This window comes from Thalassotalea sp. G20_0 (genome assembly GCF_017744175.1).
Classification (GTDB): Bacteria; Pseudomonadota; Gammaproteobacteria; order Pseudomonadales; family Endozoicomonadaceae; genus Endozoicomonas.
The window spans coordinates 44,010-64,519 of the sequence record NZ_JAGHQV010000028.1 but is presented as its reverse complement, the minus strand read 5'-3'; the positions used below and the strand labels follow the sequence as shown (position 1 = coordinate 64,519).

Genomic DNA, 20,510 nt, shown 5'->3' with positions numbered 1-20,510 from the left:
GAAGGCGATTACTGGCTGGTTGTTTTCTTCCTCTTTCCTGGTTTGCCGGTTTGCTCCTCTGAATGTTCTTCGGCAGTTAAGTAACCGTGATCTGAGGGTTGCCCGCCTTTATCAGCCGTAAAGTATACTTCATCTGCCCACCTTCTTTTAAGTGATACAGAGCCATGCCCTGGTGCCGGTAAGCCTATCCTGGTCTTTATTTGATCAATGTATGGCTTCATTAAATCCTGACTCAAGAGCCTGTTAACCGGAATTTCAATGACCTCAAATCCTGCTTTTTGCAACAGTGCTATTTTAAGCAGGGTCGAACCATTCCTGGTCTTGAAATCACCACCCACGTAATGAGACGGTCCCTGAACTTCAATCACCATGTTGTGATCTGGCAGTAGCAGGTCAACCGGAGGTAATGAATTCAGACTCTCTTCTTCTTCAATCCTCAAAGATGGAATGTGGGATTGGAGTTGATTGCGGAAGTCGGATTGAAGTTTTGAAACGATTGTCTGGTAATGGGGGACGGACGGACACGGTCTCCCAAGCCAACTTGCGGCCTGGGCAATGGTGCGTTGATCCTCTTCATTGTGCAGTAATGTATTTTCCAGTCGGGTAAACAGGTCATCCATGGGCTTTTCAAGCACGTGATTTTTATTGGCATTGGCGACCAGAGACAGCCTGGCACAGCAGACCATTACTCCCCAGAGAGACATCAATATGGCTTTCTGAGAGAGCTGATGGTTTTCACTGATTCGGTAGACCAGCGACTCGAACGTGGATGTAACCACGTTCAGCTCAACGAACTCACCCAGTTTCGCCATGGCCCACAGAAGGTTGGCGATTTCCTGTGGTTTAAAGTTAGCTTTCTGTGCGTTCACGTGGGACAACAGCGCGGTCACGGCCTCGTTGAGACCTGGTGTCTGCTTCTGTCCGTTGTCCACCAGTTTCGCCATGGCCCACAGCAGGTTGGCGATACTCTGGGCATTAAACCGGCCTTTCAGTGCGCTCACGAAGGGCAACAGCGCAGCCACGGCCTCGTTGAGCCCTGGTGTCTGCTCCTGCCCGTTGCCCACCAGTTTCGCCATGGCCCACAGCAGGTTGGCGATTTCCTGTGGTTTAAAGTGAGCTTTCTGTATGTTCACGTGGGGCAACAGCGCGGCCACGGCCTCGTTGAGCTCTGGCGTCCGCTCCTGACCGTTATCCACCAGTTTTGCTACGGTCCACAGCAGGTTGGCGATTTCCTGTGGTTTAAAGTGAGCTTTCTGTATGTTCACGTGGGGCAACAGCGCGGCCACGGCCTCGTTGAGCTCTGGTGTCCGCTCCTGCCCGTTGTCCACCAGTTTTGCTACGGCCCACAGCAGGTTGGCGATTTCCTGTGGTTTAAAGTGAGCTTTCTGTATGTTCACGTGGGGCAACAGCGCGGCCACGGCCTCGTTGAGCTCTGGTGTCCGCTCCTGACCGTTGTCCACCAGTTTCGCCATGGCCCACAGCAGGTTGGCGATATCCTGGGCATTAAATTGGTCTTTCTGTACGTTCACGCGGGGCAACAGCGTGGCCACAGCCTCTTTGATTTCTGGTGTTTGCTCCTGCCCGTTATCCACCAGCTTTGCCATGGCCCACAGCTGGTTGGCGATATGCTGAGGAATAAATTGGTCTGTCTGTGCGTTCACGTGGGGCAATAGCGCGGCCACGGCCTCGTTGAGCCCAGGTGACCGAGCCTGGCCGTTGTCCACCAGTTTCGCCATGGCCCAGAGCAGGTTGGCGATACCCTGTGGTTTAAAGTTAGCTTTCTGTGTGTTCACGAGGAGCAACAGCGTGGCAACGGCTTTGTTGAGTTCTGGTGTCCGCTCCTGCCCGCTGTCCATCAGTTTCGCGATGGCCCACAGCAGGTTGGCGATTTCCTGTGGTTTAAAGTGAGCTTTCTGTGCGTTCACGTGGGGCAACAGCGCGGCCACGGCCTCGTTGAGCCCAGGTGACCGAGCCTGGCCGTTGTCCACCAGTTTCGCCGTGGTCCACAGCAGGTTGGCGATACCCTGGGCATCAATATCCCTGACTTCAGGTTTTTGGTTGCACTTGAATATTATTGCATCAAGCAGAGTGGACAATAAGGCAACTTGAGTGAGCTGAACACGCTCATCCATGGGCTTATGCGGGGTAAAAACACCCGCTGAAGTAAATGAATGCAGTGTTGTCGTCAGGCTTCGCCAATTCCAGCTCCGCGTTGCTGTGAAATTTTGCAGAAAACGCATCAGCTGGCTTTGTTCCGCTCGATTTAACGGTCTTTTAGCAGTTGACGTGTATTTTTTAATTGAACTGGCATATAGGCCGTGATCTCTCCCATCATACCGATGACCGAAACGGTGCGATTTACTCACCAGACCATCCATTATCTCCTGTTTGATGAGAGCATTAAAATCTCGAGCATTGTTTATTGAACGGCACAGTAGATATTGACAAGAGCGTGTAGCAGAAGAATGGTAAATTTCATTGCGCTCCGGGGCTGTGCGGGGGGGATGACCCCATTGTCTGACTGTGGCATGTCTATATCGCCCAGGCCTTGAGGAAGAGGCATGGTCATTCGGTCGGTTGTAACCATTATTTGATCTTGTGTATTGACCACTGATACCAGCAGAGCTTCTATCCATAATTATATTTCATTAATTCATGAAAATATAAAAAGCAGACTGCTGTTTTGTTCAAAAGTTCATTTTGCTGCAACGTCTACAAACGTAAACGGTTGGGGAAACACATCTACTCCTGATGCCATTAGTCCGTTATTTGCAAATCATCCGGGGCAACAGGTGTTCAACGCTGGCATTCCTTCCCGGAATGTGAAAAAGGTTATTGAGTCATGATGGGAGGAAGGCGATTACTGGCTGTTTGTTTTCTTCCTCTTTGCCGGTTTACCGGTTTGCTCCTCTGAATGTTCTTCGGCAGTTAAGTAACCATAATCTGAGGGTTGCCTGCCTTTATCAGCAGTAACGTATGCCGCATCTGCCCAACTTCTTTTAAGTGATACAGAGCCATGCCCCTGTGGCGGGAAGCCTATCCTGGTCTTTATTTGATCAATGTATGGTTTCATTAAATCCTGATTCCAAAGCCTGTTAACCGGAATTTCAATGACCTCAAATCCTGCTTTTTGTAACAGTGCGATTTTCAGCAGAGTCGAACCATTCCTGGTTTTGAAATCACCACCCACGTAATGAGAGGGTCCCTGAATTTCAATCACCATGTTGTGATCTGGCAGTAGCAGGTCAACCGGAGGTAATGAATTCAGACTCTTTTCTTCTTCAATCCTCAAAGATGGAATGCATGATTGGAGTTGATTGCGGAAGTCGGATTGACGTTTTGAAACGATTGTCTGGTAATGGGGGACGACCGGACACGCTCTGCCAAGCCAGCTTGCGGCCTGGGCAATGGTGCGTTGATCCTCTTCATTGTGCAGGAATGTAATTTCCAGTCGGCTAAACAGGTCATCCATGGGCTTTTCAAGCACGTGATTTTTATTGGCATTGGTCACCAGAAACAACCTGGCACAGCAGACCATTACTCCCCAAAGGGACATCAATATTACTTGCTGAGAGAACTGAGGGTTGCCACTGATTCGGTAGATAAGCGATTTGAACGTGGAGGTTACCACGTCCAGCTCAATGAGTTCGCCCAGTTTCGCCATGGCCCACAGCAGGTTGGCGATATGCTGAGGAATAAATTGGTCTTTCTGTGCGTTCACGTGGGGCAACATCGTGGCCAGGGCCTCGTTGAGCTCGGGTGTCGGCTTCAGCCCGTGGTCCAACAGTTTCGCCATGGCCCACAGCAGGTTGGCAATATGCTGAGGAATAAACTGGTCTTTCTGTGCGTTCACGTGAGGCAAAAGCGCGGCCACGGTCTCGCTGAGTTCTGGTGTCTGCTCCAGCCCGCTGTCCACCAGTTTCGCCATGGCCCACAGCAGGTTGGCGATATGCTGAGGAATAAATTGATCTTTCTGTGCGTTCACGTGGGGCAACAGCGCGGCCAGAGTCTCGTTGAGTTCTGGTGTCTGCTCCAGCCCGTTGCCCACCATTTTCGCCATGGCCCAAAGCAGGTTTGCGATACTCTGTGATTTAAAGTTGGCTTTCTGTGCGTTCACGTGGGGCAACAGCGCGGCCACGGTCTCGTTGAGCTCTGGTGCCAGCTCCCGCGCGATGTCCACCAGTTTCGCCATGGCCCATAGCAGGTTGGCGGTACCCTGAGCATTAAATTGGTCTTTCTGTGCGTTCACGTGGGGCAACAGCGCAGTCACTGTCTCGTTGAGTTCTGGTGTCCGCTCCTGCCCGTTGTCCACCAGTTTCGTCATGGCCCACAGCAGGTTGGCGATATGCTGAGAAATAAATTGATCTTTCTGTGCGTTCACGCGGGGCAACAGCGCGGCCACGGTTTCGTTGAGCTCTGGTGTCCGCTCCTGCCCGATGTCCACCAGTTTTGCCATGGCCCATAAGAGGTTGGCGATGCCTTGGGCATTAAATTGGTCTTTCTGTGCATTCACGCGGGGTAACAGCGCGGCTACGGTCTCGTTGAGTTCTGGTGTCCGCTCCTGGCCGTTGTCCACCAGTTTCACCATGGCCCACAGCAGGTTGGCGATATGCTGAGGAATAAATTGGTCTTTTTGTGCATTAACGTAGGGCAACAACGCCGCCACGGCCTCGTTGAGCTCTGGTAACCACTCCTGCCAGTTGTCCACCAGTTTCGCCATGGCCCACAGCAGGTTGGCGATATGCTGAGGAATAAATCGCTCTTTCTGGTCGTTCACGCGGAGCAATACCCCAGCCACGGCCTCGTTGAGCTCTGGTGTCCGCTCCTGCCCGATGTCCACCAGTTTCGCCATGGCCCATAGCAGGTTGGCGATGTCCTGGGCATTAAGTTGGTCTTTCTGTGCGCTCACGTGGGGCAACAGCGCAGCCACGGCCTCTTTGAGCCCTGGTGTGTGCTCCTGCCCGTTGTCTACCATTTTCGCCATGGCCCACAGCAGGTTGGCAATAGCTTGAGGAATAAATTGGCCTTTCTGTACGTTTACGTAGGGCAACAACACGACGACAGCCTCTTTGAGCTCTGCTGTGCGCTCCTGCCCTTTGTCCACCAGTTTCGCCATGGCCCACAGCAGATTGGTGATTGCCTGTGGTGTAAAGTTAGCTTTCTGTGCGTTCACGTGTGGCAACAGCGTGGCCACGGTCTCGTTGAATTCTGGTGTCTGCTCCAGCCCGTTGCCCATCATTTTCGCCATGGCCCACAGCAGGTTGGCGATTCCCAGAGCATCAATATCCCTGGCTTCAGGTTTTTGATTGCAGTTAAATATTATTGCATCAAATAGCGTTGACAATAAGTTAGCCTGAGTAAGTTTAACTCGCTCATCCAGGGGTTTATGAAGGGTAAAAACACCCGCTGAAGTGAATGAGTGCAGTGTTGTCGTCAGGCTTCGCCAATTCCAGCTCCGTGTTGCAGTGAAATTTGGCAGCAAACGCATCAGTTGGCTTTGTTCCGCTCGATTTAACGGTCTTTTAGACGCTGACGTGTATTTTTTAATTGAACTGGCATATAGGCCGTGATCTCTCCCATCATAGCGATGACCGAAACGATCCGATTTATTCACCAGACCATCCATTATCTCCTGTTTGATAAGAGCATTGAAATCTCGAGCATTGCTTATTGAACGGCACAGTAAATATTGAGAAGAGCGTGCAGCAGAAGAATGGTAAAATTCATTGCGCTCCGGGGTAGTGCGGAGGGGATTATCCTGCTGTCTGACTGGGCCATGTCTATATTGCACACGCCTTGAAGAAGTAGCATGACCATTCGGTCGGTTGTAATCATTATCTGATCTTGTGTATTGACCGCTGATACCAGCAGAGCTTCTATCCATAATTATATTTCATTAATTCATGGAAATATAAAAAGCAGACTGCGGTTCTTTTCAGAAGTTCATTTTGCTGGAATGTTTGTAAACGTAAACGGTTGGGGAAGCACATCTACTCCTGATGCCACCAATCCATTATTTTCAAATCACCCGGGACGAGATGTATAAGCAACAAGTGTTCCACACCCGCATTCTCTCCCGGAATGTGAAAAAATTTATTGAGTCATGATGGGAGAAAGGCGATTACCGGATGTTTGTTTTCTTCCTCTTTGCCGGTTTACCGGTTTGCTCCTCTGAATGTTCTTCGGCGGTCAAGTAACCGTTATCTGAGGGTTGCCTGTCATCAGCAGTAACGTATGCCGCATCTGCCCAACTTCTTTTAAGTGATACAGAGCCATGCCCCTGTAGCGGGATGCCTATCCTGGTCTTTATTTGATCAATGTATGGTTTCATTAAATCCTGACTCAAGAGCCTGTTAACCGGAATTTCAATGACCTCAAATCCTGCTTTTTGCAACAGTGCGATTTTCAGCAGAGTCGAACCCTTCCTGGTTTTGAAATCACCACCCACGTAATGAGAAGGGCCCTGAACTTCAATAACAATGTTGTGATCTGTCAGCAGCAGGTCAACCGGAGGTAATAAGTTCAGCCTTTTTTCTTCTTCGATCTTCAAAGATGGAATAGATGATTGGAGTTGATCGTGGAAGTCGGCCTGGGTTTTTGAAATGTTTGTGTGGTAATGGCGAACGATCGGACAGGTTCTGCCAAGCCAGCTTGCAGCCATGGTAATGATGGATTGTTCCTCTTCATTGTCTGGCGATGTATTTTCCAGACGAGTGAACAAGTCATCCATGTGCTTTTCAAGCCAGTTATTGTTATTGGAGTCCAGAGACAATCTGGCACAGCAAACCATGACTCCCCAGAGAGACATCAACAGGTCTTGCTGTGAGAGCTGAGGGTTTTCACTGATTCGGTAAACAAGCGATTCGAACATAGAGGTCACCTGGTTCAGCTCAACGAACTCACCCAGTTTCGCCGTGGCCCACAGCAGATTGGCGATTTCCTTTGGCTTAAAGTCAGCTTTCTGTGTGTTCACTTGGCGCAACAGCGCGGTCACGGCCCCGTTAAAGTCTGGTGTTCGCTCCTGCCCGTTGTCCACCAGTTTCGCCATGGCCCACAGCAGGTTGGCGATTCCCTGTGGTTTAAAGTCAGCTTTCTCTGTGTTCACGTGAGGCAACAGCGCGGTCACGGCCTCGTTAAACTCTGGTGTTCGCTCCTGCCCGTTGTCCACCAGTTTGGCCATGGCCCACAGCAGGTTGACGATTCCCTGTGGTTTAAAGTTAGCTTTCGCTGCGTTCACGTAAGGCAACAGCGCAGCGACGGCCTCGTTAAACTCTGATGTCCGCTCCTGCCCGCTATCCACCAGTTTCGCCATGGCCCACAGCAGGTTGGCGATACCCTGTGGTTTAAAGTTATCTTTCTGTGCGTTCACGTGTGGTAACAGCGAGTGCACAGCCTCTTTAAGCTCTGGTGTCCTATCCTCACCGTTGTCCACCAGTTTCGCCATGGCCCATAGCAGGTTGGCGATTTCTTGTCGGTTAAAGTTAGCTTTCGCTGCATTCACGTGAGGCAACAGCACGGCCACGGCCTCGTTGAGTTGTGGTGTCCGATCCAGGCCGTTGCCCACCAGTTTCGCCGTGGCCCATAGCAGGTTGGCAATTTCTTGTGGATTAAAGTTAGCTTTCGCTTTGTTGACGAGTGGCAACAGCGCGGTCACGGACTCTTTGAGCAGCGGTGTCCGCTCCAGCCCGTTGTCCACCAGTTTCGCCATGGCCCATAGCAGGTTGGCGATTTCTTGTGGGTTAAAGTTAGCTTTTGCTGTGTTCACGAGTGGCAGCAGCGCGGCCGTGGCCTCTTTGAGCGGCGGTGTCCGCTCCTGCCCGTTGTCCACCAGTTTCGCCATGGCCCACAGCAGGTTGGTGATACCCTGGGCATTAAATTGGTCTTTCTGTGCGTTTACGCGGGTTAACAGCGCGGCCACGGCCTTGTTCAGTTCTGGTGTCCGCTCCTGCCCATTGTCCACCAGTTTCGCCATGGCCCACAGCAGGTTGGTGACACCCTGGGCATTAAATTGGTTTTTTTGTGCGTTCACGTGGGGCAACAGCGCCGCCACAGCCTCTTTGAGCACTGGTGTCTGCTCTTGCCCGTTGTCCACCAGTTTCGCCATGGCCCACAGCAGGTTGGTGATATGCTGCGGAATAAATTGGCCTTTCTGTATGTTCACATGGGGTAAAAGCGTGGCCAGGGCTTCCTTGAAGCCTCGCGCCTGCTCCTGTCCGTTGTCTACCAGCTTCGCCATGGCCCACAGCAGGTTGGCGATTCCCTGGGCGGTAAAGTTAGCTTTCTGCACATTTACGTGGGGCAATAGCGCGGCCACGGCTCCGTTGAATTCTGGTGTCCGCTCCTGTCCGTAGTCCGCCAGTTTCGCCATGGCCCACAGCAGGTTGACGATATGCTGAGGAATAAATTGTTTTTTCTGTGGGTTCACGTGGGGCAATAGCGCGGCCACGGCCCCGTTGAACTCTGGTGTCTGCTCCTGCCCGTTGTCCACCAGTTTCGCCAAGGCCCACAGCAGGTTGGCAACACCCTGGGCAGCAATATCCCTGGCGTGAGATGCTTGGTTGCACTTGAATATTATTGTATCAAGTAGCGTTGACAATAAGGCAGCCTGAGTACGCTTGACACGCCCATCCATGGGGTTATGAGGGGTAAAAACACCCGCTGAAGTAAATGAATGCAGTGTGGTCGCCAGACTTAGCCAATTCCAGCTTCGTGTTGCTTTAAAATTTTGCAGCAAACGTATCAGCTGGCTTTGTTCAGCTCGATTTAACGGTCTTTTAGCAGCTGATGTGTATTTTTTAATTGAACTGGCATATCGCCCGTGATGTCTCCCATCATAGCGTTGACCGATCCGATCAGATTGATTCACCAGATCATCCATTATTTCCTGTTTGATGAGGTTATTAAAATCCTGAGCGTGGTTTACTGAACGGCGTTGTAGATGTTGAAAAGAGCATGCGGCAGAAGAATAGTACAATTCATTACGCCCCGGGGCTGTGCAGGGGGGAGTATTCCATTGTCTGACTGTGGCATGCCTGTATCGGCCACGCCTTGAAGATGCCGCATGGTCATTCGGTTGGTGGTAAGCATTATCTGATCTTGCGTATTGACCACTGACACCAGCAGAGCTTCTATCCATAATTATATTTCATTAATTCATGAAAATATGAAAAGAAGACTGCTGTGTGGTTCAGAAGTTCATTTTGCTGAGATGTTTATGCAGTGCCCTACTTCTCATCTGCCTGCTTTTAAGTGGTAACTGCTCAAAATTTGGTGGGAAATTTTACACAGACACCTCTGCAGCCCAGTAAAATCGATAAAATTTTTCCAGAAAATGCATTTTTACCACCAAATTTTGAGCAGTTACTTTAAGTGATACAGAGGCATGGCCCTTTGGTGGGATGTCCACCCTGGTCTTTATTTGATCAATACGTCGTTTCGTTGAATCCTCGCGCCTGAGCTGGTTAATCGGGATTTCAATGACCTCAAATCCTGCTTTTTGCAGCAGTGCGATTTTCAGCAGAGTCGAACCATTCCTGGTGTTGAAATCACCACGCACGTAATGAGAGGGGCCCTGAACTTCAATAATAATATTGCGATCTGGCAGTAGCAGGTCAACCGGAGGTAAAAAGTTCAGACTCTTTTCTTCTTCAATCTGCAAAGATGGCATGCATAATTGGAGTTGCTCGCGAAAGAAGGTTTGAGGTTTTGAAATAATGGTCTGGTAACGGGGGATGAACGGGCACGGTCTACCAAGCCAGCTTGCGGCCATGGCAATGATGGATTGTTCTTCTTCATTGTCCGGGAAGGTCGTTTTCAGCCGGGTAAACAGGGCGTCGATATGCTTTTCAAGCTTATTATTTTTATTGGAGACCAAAGTCAGCCTGGCACAGCATACCATTACTCCCCAGAGAGACATCGATATCGCTTGCATAGAGACCTGAGGGTTGCCACTGATTCGGTAGACTAGCGATTTGAACGTCGATGTCACCATGTTCAGCTCAGCGAGCTCACCCAGTTTCGCCATGGCCCACAGCAGGTTGGCGATATGCTGAGAAGTAAATTGGTCTTTCATCGCGTTCACGTGGGGTAACAGCGCGGCTACGGCCTCTTTGAGTTCTGGTGTCTGCTCCTGGCCGTTCTCCGCCAGTTTTGCCATGGCCCAGAGCAGGTTGGCGATATGCTGAGGTATAAATTGGTCTTTCTGTGCATTCATGTGAGGCAGCAGAGCAGCCACGGCCTCCTGGAACTCTGGTGTGCGCTTCTGGCCGATGTCCACAAGTTTCGCGATGGCCCACAGCAGGCTGGCGACTCCCCGGGCATCAATATCCCATGCTTCAGCTTTGCGGTTGCACTTGAATATTATTGCATCCAGTAGCGTTGACAATAAGGCAGCTTGTGTACGCTTAACACGCTGATCCATGGGGTTATGGGGGGTAAAAGCACCCGCTGAAGTCAATGAATGAAGTGTTGTCGTCAGGCTTCGCCAATTCCAGCTCCGTGTTACTGTGAAATTTTGCAGAAAACGCATCAGCTGGCGTTGTTCCACTCGATTTAACGGTCTTTTAGCAGCCGTCGTGTATTTTTTAATTGAACTGGCATATTGACTGTGATTTCTCCCATCATAGCGATGACCGAAATGATCCGATTTACTTACCAGGTCATCCATTACTTCCTGTTTGATGAAGGCATTAAAATCTTGAGCGGGGTTCACTGAACGAGGCAGTAGATATTGAGAAGAGTGTGTGCCGGAAGAATGGTAAAATTCATCACGCCCCGGGGCAGCCGTGTGGGGGGGATTATCCCATTGTCTGACGGTGGCATGTCTATATCGCCCACGCCTTGAACGAGCGGCCTGGTTACCCGGTTGGTTGTAACCATTATCTGATCTTGCACATTGACCACTGATCCCGGCAGAGTTTTTATTCATAATTATATTTCATAAATTCATGAAAATATAAAAAGAAGACTGCTGTGCGATTCAGAAGTTCATTTTACTGAGATGTTTATATAGAAACAGTGTCGTATTTCTCATCTGCCCAGCCACTTTTAACTGATATAGAGCTGTGACCCTGTGGTGGGAGGTCTACCCTGGACTTTATTTGATCAATAAAGAGTTTCATTGAATCCTGGCTCCTGAGCAGGTTAATCGGGATTTCAATGACCTCAAATCCTGCTTTTCGTAGCAGGGCAATTTTAAGCAGAGTCGAACCATCCCTGGTGTTGAAATCACCACTCACGTAATGAGAGGGACCCTGAACTTCAATCACCATGTTGTGATCTGGCAGTAGCAGGTCAACCGGAGGCAGTGAGTTCAGACTCTTTTCTTCTTCAATCTGTAAAAATGGAATGCATGATTTGAGTTGATTGCGGAAGTCGGCGTGAGGTTTTGAAATAGTTGACCGGTAATGGGGGGCGACCGGACACGTTCTGCCAAGCCAAAAGGCGGCCATGGCAATAACGGATTGATCCTCTATATTATCGGGATATGTATTTTTCAGGCGGGTGAACAGTTTATCTATGTGCTTTTCAAGTACATTATTTTTATTGGCATGGGATTCCAGAGACAACCTGGCACAGCATACCATCACTCCCCAGAGAGACATCGATAGCTCTTGCTGAGAGAACTGAGGGTTGCCACTGATTCGGCAGACCAACGATTCAAACGTAGCGGTCACCACGTTCAGCTCAACGAACTCACCCAGTTTCGCCATGGCCCACAGCAGGTTGGCGGTAGCCTGTGGCTTAAAGTTGGCTTTCTGTGCGTTCACCTGGGCCAAAAGCGTGGCCACAGCCCCGTTGAGCTCTGGTGTTTGCACCAGTCCGTTGTTCATCAGTTTCGCCATGGCCCACAGCAAGTTGGCGATTTGCTGCGGAATAAAAGGGCCTTTCTGTGCGTTCACGTGAGGCAACAGCACGGCCACGGCCTCGTTAATGAGCCCTGGTGTCTGCTCCTGCCCGTTGTCCACCAGTTTTGCCATGGCCCACAGCAGGTTGGTGATTCCCCGGGCTTTAAATTGGTCTTTCTGTGCCTTCACCCGGGGCAACAGCTCAGCCATGGCTTCGTTGAGCCCTGGTATCTGCTCCTGCCCGCTGTCCACCAGTTTCGCCAAGGCCCAAAGCAGGCTGGCGATCTCCTGGGCATGAAATTGGTCTTTCTGTGCTTTCACCCGGTGCAACAGCGTGGCTAAGGCCTCGCGGAACTCTGGTGTTCGCTTGTACCCGTTGTCCACCAGTTTCGCCATGGCCCACAGCATGCTGTTGATTTCCTGTGGTTTGAAGTGAGCTTTCTGTGTGTTCACGCGGGGCAAGAGCGCGGCCACGGTCTCATTGAACTCTGGCGTCCGTTTCTGCCTGTTGTCCACCAGTTTTGCCATGGCCCACAGCAGATTAGCGATTTCCTGTGGTTGAAAGTGTGCTTTCTGTGTGTTCGCGACGGGCAACAGCGCGGCCACGGCCTTATTGAACTCTGGCGTCCGTTCCTGCCCGTAGTCCACCAGTTTTGCCATGGCCCATAGCAGGTTAGAGATTTCCTGTGGTTTTAAGTGAGCCTCCTGTGCGGTCACGTTGGGTAACAGAGCGGCCACGGCTTCGTTGATCTCGGGTGTCCGCTTTTGCCGGTTGTCCACCAGTTTCGCCATGGCCCACAGCAGGTTGGCAATACCCTGGGCATTACATTGGTTTTTCTGTGTCTTCACGTGAGGCAACAGCGCCGTCACGGCCTCATTGAACTCTGGTGTCTGCTCCTGCCCGCAGTCCACCAGTTTCGCCATGGCCCACAGGAGATTGGTAATTGCCTGGGCATTAAATTGGTCTTTATGTGCGCTCACGAGTGTCAACAGCACGGTTATGGCCCCCTTGAAAACTGATGTCTGCTCCTGCCCGTTGTTCACCAGTTTCGCCATGGCCCACAGCAGGTTGGCGATATGCTGAGGAATAAATTGGTATTTCTGCGCGTTCACGAGGGGCAACAGCGCGTTCATGGCCCCCTTGAAAACTGATGTCCGTTGATGCCCGTAGTCCACCAGTTTCGCCATGGCCCACAGCAGGTTGACGATATTCTGTGGTATCAATTGGTCTTTCTTTGCGTTCACGAGGGGCAGCAACGATGCCATGGCCTCGTTGAACTCAGGTGTCTGCTCCTGCCCGTTGTCCACCAGTTTCGCCATGGCCCACAGCAGGTTGCCGATTTCCTGTGGTTTAAAGTTGGCTTTCTGTGCGTTCACTTTGGACAACAGGCAGGCCACGGCCTCATTGAGCCCCGGTGTCCGCTCCTGCCCGTTGTTCACCAGTTTCGCCATGGCCCACAGCAGGTTGGCGATATGCTGAGGAATCAATTGGTTTTTCTTTGCGTTCACGTGGGGCAACAGTGCGGCCACCGCCTCGTTGAACCCTGGTGTTCGCTCCTGGCCGCTGTCTGCCAGTTTCGCCATAGCCCACAGCAGATTGGCAATTTCCTGGGCACCAATATAGCTGGCTTCAGGTTTTTGGTTGCACTTGAATATGATTGCATCAAGTAGTGTTGCCAATAAGGCAGCCTGAGTATGCTTGACACGCTCATCCAAGGGTCTGGGAGGGGTAAAAACACCCGCTGAAGTCAATGAGTGAAGTGTTGTCGTCAGGCTTCGCCAATTCCAGCTCCGCGTTGCTGTGAAATTTTGCAGCAAATGCATCAGCTGGCTTTGTTCCGCTCGATTTAAAGGTCTTTTAGACGCTGACGTGTATTTTTTAATTGAACTGGCATATAGGCCGTGATCTCTCCCATCATAGCGATCACCGAAACGATAAGATTTTCTCACCAGGCCATCCATTGTTTCCTGCCTGGTGAGAGCATTAAAATCTTGAGCAGGGTTTACTGAACGGTACTGTAGATGTTGAGAAGAGCGTGTGACAGAAGAATGGTAAAATTCATGACGCACCGGGGCAGTGCGGGAGGGGTTATTCCATTGTCTGACTGTGGCATATCTATATCGTCCACGCCGTGAAGAAGCGGCCTGGTCATCCGGTCGGTTGTAATCATTGCCTGACCTTGCGTATTGACCACTGATACCAGCAGAGCTTCTATCCATAATTATATTTCATTGATTCATGAAAATATGAAAAGCAGACTGCTGTTTTGTTCAAAAGTTCATTTTGCTGAAATGTCTAACTGGCTGTTTGTTTTCTTCCTCTTGGCGGGTTTACCGGTTTGCTCCCCTGAATGTTCTTCGGCGGTCAAGTAACCGTGATCTGTGGGTTGCCGACCTTTATCAGCAGTAACGTATGCCTCATCTGGCCACCTTCTTTTAAGTGATACAGAGCCATGCTCCGGTGGCGGGAAGCCTGTCCTGGTCTTTATTTGATCAATGTATGGTTTCATTAAATCCTGACTCAAGAGCCTGTTAACCGGAATTTCAATGACCTCAAATCCTGCTTTTTGCAACAGTGCGATTTTCAGCAGAGTCGAACCATTCCTGGTTGTGAAATCACCACTCACGTAATGAGAGGGGCCCTGAACTTCAATCACTATATTGTGATCTGGCAGTAGCAGGTCAACCGGAGGCAGTGAGTTCAGACTTTTTTCTTCTTCAATTCGCAAAGAGGGAATACATGATTGCAGTTGGTTGCGGACGATGGTTTGAGGCTTTGAAATGATTGTCTGGTAATGGGGGACCACCGGATACGCTCTGCCAAGCCAACTTGTGGCCATGGCAAGGATGGATTGTTCCTCTGCATTGTCTGGGGAGGTATTTTCCAGGCGAGAAAACAGGTCATCCATGTGTTTTTAAAGACAGTTATTTTTGTTGGAATTGGAGGCCAGAGACAACCTGGCACAGCATACCATTACTCCCCATAGAGACATCAATATTGCTTGTTGAGAGAACTGAGGGTTTTCACTGATTCGGTAGACAAGCGATTCGAAGGTAGAAGTAACCACGTTCAGCTCAACGAGCTCTCCCAGTTTTGCCACGGCCCACAGCAGGTTGGCGATTTCCTGTGGTTGAAAGTTAGCTTGCTGTGCGTTTACGTGGGGCAACAGCGCGGCCACGGCCTCGTTGAGCTCGGTTGTTCGCTCTTGGTTGTTGTCCGACAGTTTCGCGATGACCCACAACAGGTTGGTGATTTCCTGTGGCTGAAAGTTAGCTTTGTGTGCGTTCACGTAAGGTAACAGCGCGGCCACAGCCGCTTTGAGTTCGGCTGTCAGCTTCTGGCCGTTGTCCACCAGTTTCGCCATGGCCCACAGCAGGTTGCTGACTTCCTGTGGTTTAAAGCTGGCTTTCTGTGCGTTCACGCGGGGCAACAGCGCGGTCACTGCCTCTTTGAGCCCCGGTGTCCACTGCTGGCCGTTGTCCACCAGTTTGGCCATGGCCCACAGCAGGTTGGCACTGGCCTGTGCATTAAATCGGTCTTTATGTGCTTTTACACGGGGCAACAGCGCGACCACGGCCTCGTTGAACCCGGGTGTCCGTTCCTGGCCGTTGTCCACCAGTTTCGCCATGGCCCACAGCAGGTTGGCGATATGCTGAGGAATAAATTGGTTTTTCTGTGTGTTCAAGTGAGGCAACAGCGAAGTCACAGCTTCTTTGAGCCCCACTATCTGCTCCAGCCCATTGTCCACAAGTTTCGCCATGGCCCATACCAGGTTGGCGATATGCTGAGGCGCACATCGGTCTTTCTGTGGGTTCACATGGGGCAACAGCGCGGCCACGGCCTCTTTGAGCCCCGGTGCCCACTTCTGACCGTTGACCAGTTTCGCCATGGCCCACAGCAGGTTGACGACACCCCGGGGATCAATATTCATGGCTTGAGGTTTTTGGTTGCACTTGAATCTTATTGCATCAAGTAGCGTTGACAATAAGGCAGCCTGAGTACGCTTGACACGCTCATCCATGGGGTTATGAGGGGTAAAAACACCGGCTGAAGTAAATGAGTGAAATGTTGTCGTCAGGCTTCGCCAATTCCAGCCTGGCGTTGCGGTAAAATTTTGCAGGAAACATATCAGCTGGCTTTGTTCAGTTCGATTTAACGGTCTTTTAGCAGCTGACGTGTATTTTTTAATTGAGCTGGCATATTGACCATGATACTTCCCATCATAGCGATGACCGATCCGATTAGATCGATTCACCAGACTATCCATTATTTTCTGTTTGATGAGGTTATTAAAATCCGAAGTGCGGTTTACTGAACGGCGCTGTAGATGTTGAAAAGAGCAGGCGGCAGAAGAATAGTACAATTCATTACGCCCCGGGGCTGTGCGGGGGGGATGACACCATTGTCTGACTGGGGCATGTCTATATCGCCCACGCCTTGAAGAGGCGGCATGTTCCTTCGGTTGGTTGTTACCATTACCTGGTATTGTGTATTGACCACTGATACCCGCAGAGCTTCTGTCCATAATTATATTTCATTAATTCATGGAAATATAAAAAGCAGACTGCGGTTCTGCCCAGAAGTTCATTTTGCTGGAATGTTTGTAAACGCAAACGGTTGGGGAAGCACATCTACTCCTGATGCCACCAATCCATTATTTGCAAATCACCCGGGACGAGATGTATAGGCAACAGGTGCTCTACACCCGCATTCTTTCCCGGAATGTGAAATAGGTTATTGAGTCATGATGTGAGGAAGGCGATTATTGGATGTTTGTTTTCTTCCTCTTTGCCGGTTTGCCGGTTTTCTTCTCTGAATGTTCTTCCACAGTCAAGTAACCGTGATCTGAGGGTCGCCTGTCACCAGCAGTAACGTATGCCGCATCTGCCCATCTTCTTTTCAGTGATACAGAGCCATACCCCTGTGGCGGGCAGCCTATCCTGGTCTTTATTTGATTAATGTATGGTTTCATTGAATCCTGATTAGAAAGCTTGTTAGCCGGAATTTCAATGACCTCAAATCCTGCTTTTTGTAACAGTGCGATTTTCAGCAGAGTCGAACCCTTCCTGGTGTTGAAATCACCACCCACGTAATGAGAAGGCCCCTGAATTTCAATGACCATGTTGTGATCTGGCAGCAGCAGGTCAACCGGGGGTAATGAATTCAGACTCTTTTCTTCTTCAATCCTCAAAGATGGAATGCATGAATGGAGTTGATTGCGGAAGTGGGATTGACGTTTTGAAACGACTGTCTGGTAATGGGGGACGAACGGACATGCTCTGCCAAGCCAACTTGCGGCCTGGGCAATGGTGCGTTGATTCTCTTCATTGTGCAGGGATGTATTTTCCAGACGAGTAAACAGGTCATCCATGTGCTTTTCAAGCCAGTTATTGGAGTCCAGAGGCAATCTGGCACAGCAAACCATTACTCCCCAGAGAGACATCAATAGGTCTTGCTGTAAGAGCTGAGGGTTTTCACTGATTCGGTAAACAAGCGATGCAAACATAGAGGTAGCCACGTTCAGCTCAACGAGTTCACCCAGTTTCGCCGTGGCCCACAGCAGATTGGCGATTTCCTGTGGCTTAAAGTTCGCTTGCTGTGTGTTCACGTGGCGCAACAGCGTGGCCACGGCCCCGTTGAGCTCTGATGTCCACTCCCCGTTGGACATCAGTTTCGCCATGGCCCACATAAGGTTGGCGATTTCTTGTGGTTTAAAGTCAGCTTTCTGTGTGCTCACATGGCGCAACAGCGTGGTCACGGTCTCGTTAAACACTGGTGTTCGCTCCTGCCCGTTGTCCACCAGTTTCGTCACGACCCACAGCAGGTTGGCGATTCCCTGTGGTTTAAAGTTAGCTTTCGCTGCGTTCACGTGAGGCAACAGCGCAGCCACGGCCTCGTTAAACTCTGAGGTCCGCTCCTGCCCGCTATCCAACAGTTTCGCCATGGCCCACAGCAGGTTGGCGATACCCTGTGGTGTAAAGTTATCTTTCTGTGCTTTCACGTGTGGCAACAGCGAGGCCACGGCCTCTTTAAGCTCTGGTGTCCTATCCTGCCCGTTGTCCACCAGTTTCGCCATGGCCCAAAGCAGGTTGACGATTTCTTGTGGGTTAAAGTTAGCTTTCGCTGTGTTGACGAGTGGCAACAGCGCGGCCACGGCCTCGTTGAGTTGTGGTGTCCGATCCAGGCCGTTGCTCACCAGTTTCGCCATGGCCCAAAGCAGGTTGGCGATTTCTTGTGGATTAAAGTTAGCTTTCGCTGTGTTGACGAGTGGCAACAGCGCGGCCACGGCCTCTTCGAGCAGCGGTGTCCGCTTCTGCCCGTTGTCCACCATTTTCGCCATGGACCATAGCAGGTTGGCGATTTTTTGTGGGTTAAAGTCAGCTTTCGCTGTGTTCACGAGTGGCAGCAGCGCGGCCGTGGCCTCTTTGAGCGGCGGTGTCCGCTCCTGTCCGTTGTCCACCAGTTTCGGCGTGGCCCATAGCAGGCTGGAGATTTCCTGTGGTTTAAAGTTAGCTTTCTGTGCGTTCACTAAGGGCAACAGCGCGGCCACGGCGTTGTTGAACTCTGGTGTCTGCTCCTGCCCCTTGTCCACCAGTTTTGCCATGGCCCACAGCAGGTTGGCGATATGCTGAGGAATAAATTGGTTTTTCTTTGCGTTCACCTGGGGCAACAGTGTGGCCACAGCCTCTTTGAGCCCTGGTGTCCGCTCCTGCTCGTTGTCTAACAGTTTTGACATGGCCCACAGCAGGTTGGCGATACCCTGTGGTGTAAAGTTTGCCTTCTGTGCGCTCACGTGGGGCAACAGCGCAGTCAACGCTTCGTTGAACTCTGGTGTTCGCTTTTGCCCGTTGTCCACCAGTTTCGCCATGGCCCACAGCAGGTTGGCGATACCCTGTGGTGTAAAGTTAGCTTTCTGTGCGCTCACATGGGGCAACAGCGCGGCCACGGTTTCGTTAAACCCTGGCGTCCACTGGGGCTCGTTGTCCACCAGTTTCGCCATGGCCCACAGCAGGTTGGCGATGTCCCGTGGTTTGAAGTGAGCTTTCTGCCCGTTCACGTGGTGCACCAGCGCGGCCAGGGCATCGTTCAGTTCTGGTGTCCGCTCCTGCCCACTGTCCATCAGTTTCGCTATGGCCCACAGCAGGTTGGTGACACCCCGGGCATTAAATTGGTCTTTCTGTGCGTTTACCCGGGTCAACAGCGCGGCCACGGCCTCGTTCAGTTCTGGTGTCCGCTCCTGTCCATTGTCCACCAGTTTCGCCATGGCCCACAGCAGGTTGGTGACACCCTGGGCATTAAATTGGTTTTTTTGTTCGTTCACGTGGGGCAACAGCGCGGCGGTGGCCTCGTTGAACTCTGGTGTCCGCTCCAGTCCGTTGTCTAGCAATTTCGCCATGGCCCACAGCAGGTTGGCGATATGCTGCGAAATAAATTGGTCTTTCTGTATGTTCACATGGGGTAAAAGCGTGGCCAGTGCTTCCTTGAAGCCTGGTACCTGCTCCTGTCCGTTGTCTACCAGCTTCGCCATTGCCCAGAGCAGGTTGGCGATTTCCTGTGGTTTAAAGTTAGCTTTATGTGCGTTCACATCGGCCAATAACCTGGCCACGGCCTCATTGAGTTCTGGCGTCTGTTCCTGCCCGTTGTCCACCAGTTTCGCCATGGCCCATAGCAGGTTGGCAATATGTTGAGAAATAAATTGGTCCTGCTGTGCGTTCATGTGGGGCAACAGTGCGGCCACAGCCTCGTTGAGCCCTGATTTTCGCTCCTGCCCGCTGTCTGCCAGTTTGGCCATGGACCACAGCAGGTTAGCGACACCCTGGGCACCGATATCACTGGTTTCAGCTTTTTGGTTGCACTTGAATATTATGACATCAAGTAGCGTTGACAATAAGGCAGCCTGAGTATGCTTAACACGCTCATCCATGGGGTTATGAGGGGTAAAAACACCCGCTGAAGTAAATGAATGCAGTGTTGTCGTCAGGCTTCGCCAATTCCAGCCTGGCGTTACGGTAAAATTTTTCAGAAAACATATCAGGTGGCTTTGTTCCGCTCGATTTAACGGTCTTTTAGCAGCTAATGTGTATTTTTTAATTGAACTGGCATATCGCCCGTGATTTCTCCCATCATAGCGTTGACCGATCCAATCAGATTGATTCACCAGACCATCCATTATTTCCTGTTTGATGAGGTTATTAAAATCCTGAGCGTGGTTTACTGAACGGCGTTGTAGATCTTGAAAAGAGCATGCGGCAGAAGAATAGTAAAATTCATTACGCCCCGGCGCTGTGCGGGGGGGATGACCCCATTGCCTGACTGTGGCATGTCTATATTGCCCAAGCCTTGAAGAAGCGGCATGATCATTCGGTTGGTTGTCATAATTACCTGATCTTGAGTATTGACCACTGATACCAGCAGGGCTTCTATCCATAATTATATTTCATTAATTCACGAAAACATGAGAAGAAGACTGCTGTTTTGTTCAAAAGTTCATTTTGCTGGAATGTTTGTAAACGTAAACGGTTGGGGAAGCACATCTGCTCCTGATGCCACCAATCCATTATTTGTAAATCACCCGGGACGAGATGTATAGGCAACAGGTGTTCTACACCCGTATTCTTTCCCGGAATGTGAAAAAGGTTATTGAGTCATGATGTGAGGAAGGC

The 20,510-nt window shown here is 50.7% G+C and carries 8 protein-coding genes; all 8 read right to left on the bottom strand.

Annotated elements, in window-relative coordinates:
* Nucleotides 1–8 precede the first annotated feature (8 nt).
* Complete coding sequence (locus J7438_RS16370; protein ID WP_209277403.1) at nt 9–2,636, bottom strand: RAP domain-containing protein; 2,628 nt, start codon at nt 2,634–2,636, stop codon at nt 9–11.
* A gap of 224 nt (nt 2,637–2,860) precedes the next feature.
* Nucleotides 2,861–5,884: an RAP domain-containing protein gene (locus J7438_RS16365; RefSeq protein ID WP_209277402.1), complete on the bottom strand. Its 3,024-nt coding sequence runs from the start codon at nt 5,882–5,884 to the stop codon at nt 2,861–2,863.
* Nucleotides 5,885–6,121: 237 nt separating this feature from the next.
* Nucleotides 6,122–9,136, bottom strand: coding sequence for an RAP domain-containing protein (locus J7438_RS16360; RefSeq protein ID WP_209277401.1), 3,015 nt, complete (start codon nt 9,134–9,136; stop codon nt 6,122–6,124).
* 144 nt (nt 9,137–9,280) lie between these two features.
* The gene (locus tag J7438_RS16355) at nt 9,281–10,927 is read right to left on the bottom strand and encodes an RAP domain-containing protein (protein WP_209277400.1); all 1,647 of its coding nucleotides are present in this window, start codon (nt 10,925–10,927) and stop codon (nt 9,281–9,283) included.
* Nucleotides 10,928–11,003: 76 nt separating this feature from the next.
* A complete protein-coding gene (locus J7438_RS16350) occupies nt 11,004–14,066 on the bottom strand; it encodes an RAP domain-containing protein (RefSeq protein ID WP_209277399.1) in 3,063 nt (1,020 codons plus the stop codon).
* Between the two features lie 59 nt (nt 14,067–14,125).
* On the bottom strand, nt 14,126–14,755 hold the full coding sequence (locus J7438_RS16345; RefSeq protein ID WP_209277398.1) for an RAP domain-containing protein: 630 nt from the start codon (nt 14,753–14,755) through the stop codon (nt 14,126–14,128).
* Between the two features lie 6 nt (nt 14,756–14,761).
* Entirely contained in the window at nt 14,762–16,372 is a 1,611-nt protein-coding gene (locus J7438_RS16340; RefSeq protein ID WP_209277397.1) for a DUF1601 domain-containing protein, read from the bottom strand.
* Between the two features lie 237 nt (nt 16,373–16,609).
* Nucleotides 16,610–20,275 (bottom strand): RAP domain-containing protein, encoded by a 3,666-nt coding sequence (locus tag J7438_RS16335; protein WP_209277396.1) that lies wholly within the window; start codon nt 20,273–20,275, stop codon nt 16,610–16,612.
* Nucleotides 20,276–20,510: the final 235 nt, after the last annotated feature.

What these genes read in the sequence shown, in the direction of transcription:
- J7438_RS16370 (WP_209277403.1), bottom strand. Translation starts at nt 2,636, where the DNA reads ATGGATAGAAGCTCTGCTGGTATCAGTGGTCAATACACAAGATCAAAT.
- J7438_RS16365 (WP_209277402.1), bottom strand. Translation starts at nt 5,884, where the DNA reads ATGGATAGAAGCTCTGCTGGTATCAGCGGTCAATACACAAGATCAGAT.
- J7438_RS16360 (WP_209277401.1), bottom strand. Translation starts at nt 9,136, where the DNA reads ATGGATAGAAGCTCTGCTGGTGTCAGTGGTCAATACGCAAGATCAGAT.
- J7438_RS16355 (WP_209277400.1), bottom strand. Translation starts at nt 10,927, where the DNA reads ATGAATAAAAACTCTGCCGGGATCAGTGGTCAATGTGCAAGATCAGAT.
- J7438_RS16350 (WP_209277399.1), bottom strand. Translation starts at nt 14,066, where the DNA reads ATGGATAGAAGCTCTGCTGGTATCAGTGGTCAATACGCAAGGTCAGGC.
- J7438_RS16345 (WP_209277398.1), bottom strand. Translation starts at nt 14,755, where the DNA reads ATGGATGACCTGTTTTCTCGCCTGGAAAATACCTCCCCAGACAATGCA.
- J7438_RS16340 (WP_209277397.1), bottom strand. Translation starts at nt 16,372, where the DNA reads ATGGACAGAAGCTCTGCGGGTATCAGTGGTCAATACACAATACCAGGT.
- J7438_RS16335 (WP_209277396.1), bottom strand. Translation starts at nt 20,275, where the DNA reads ATGGATAGAAGCCCTGCTGGTATCAGTGGTCAATACTCAAGATCAGGT.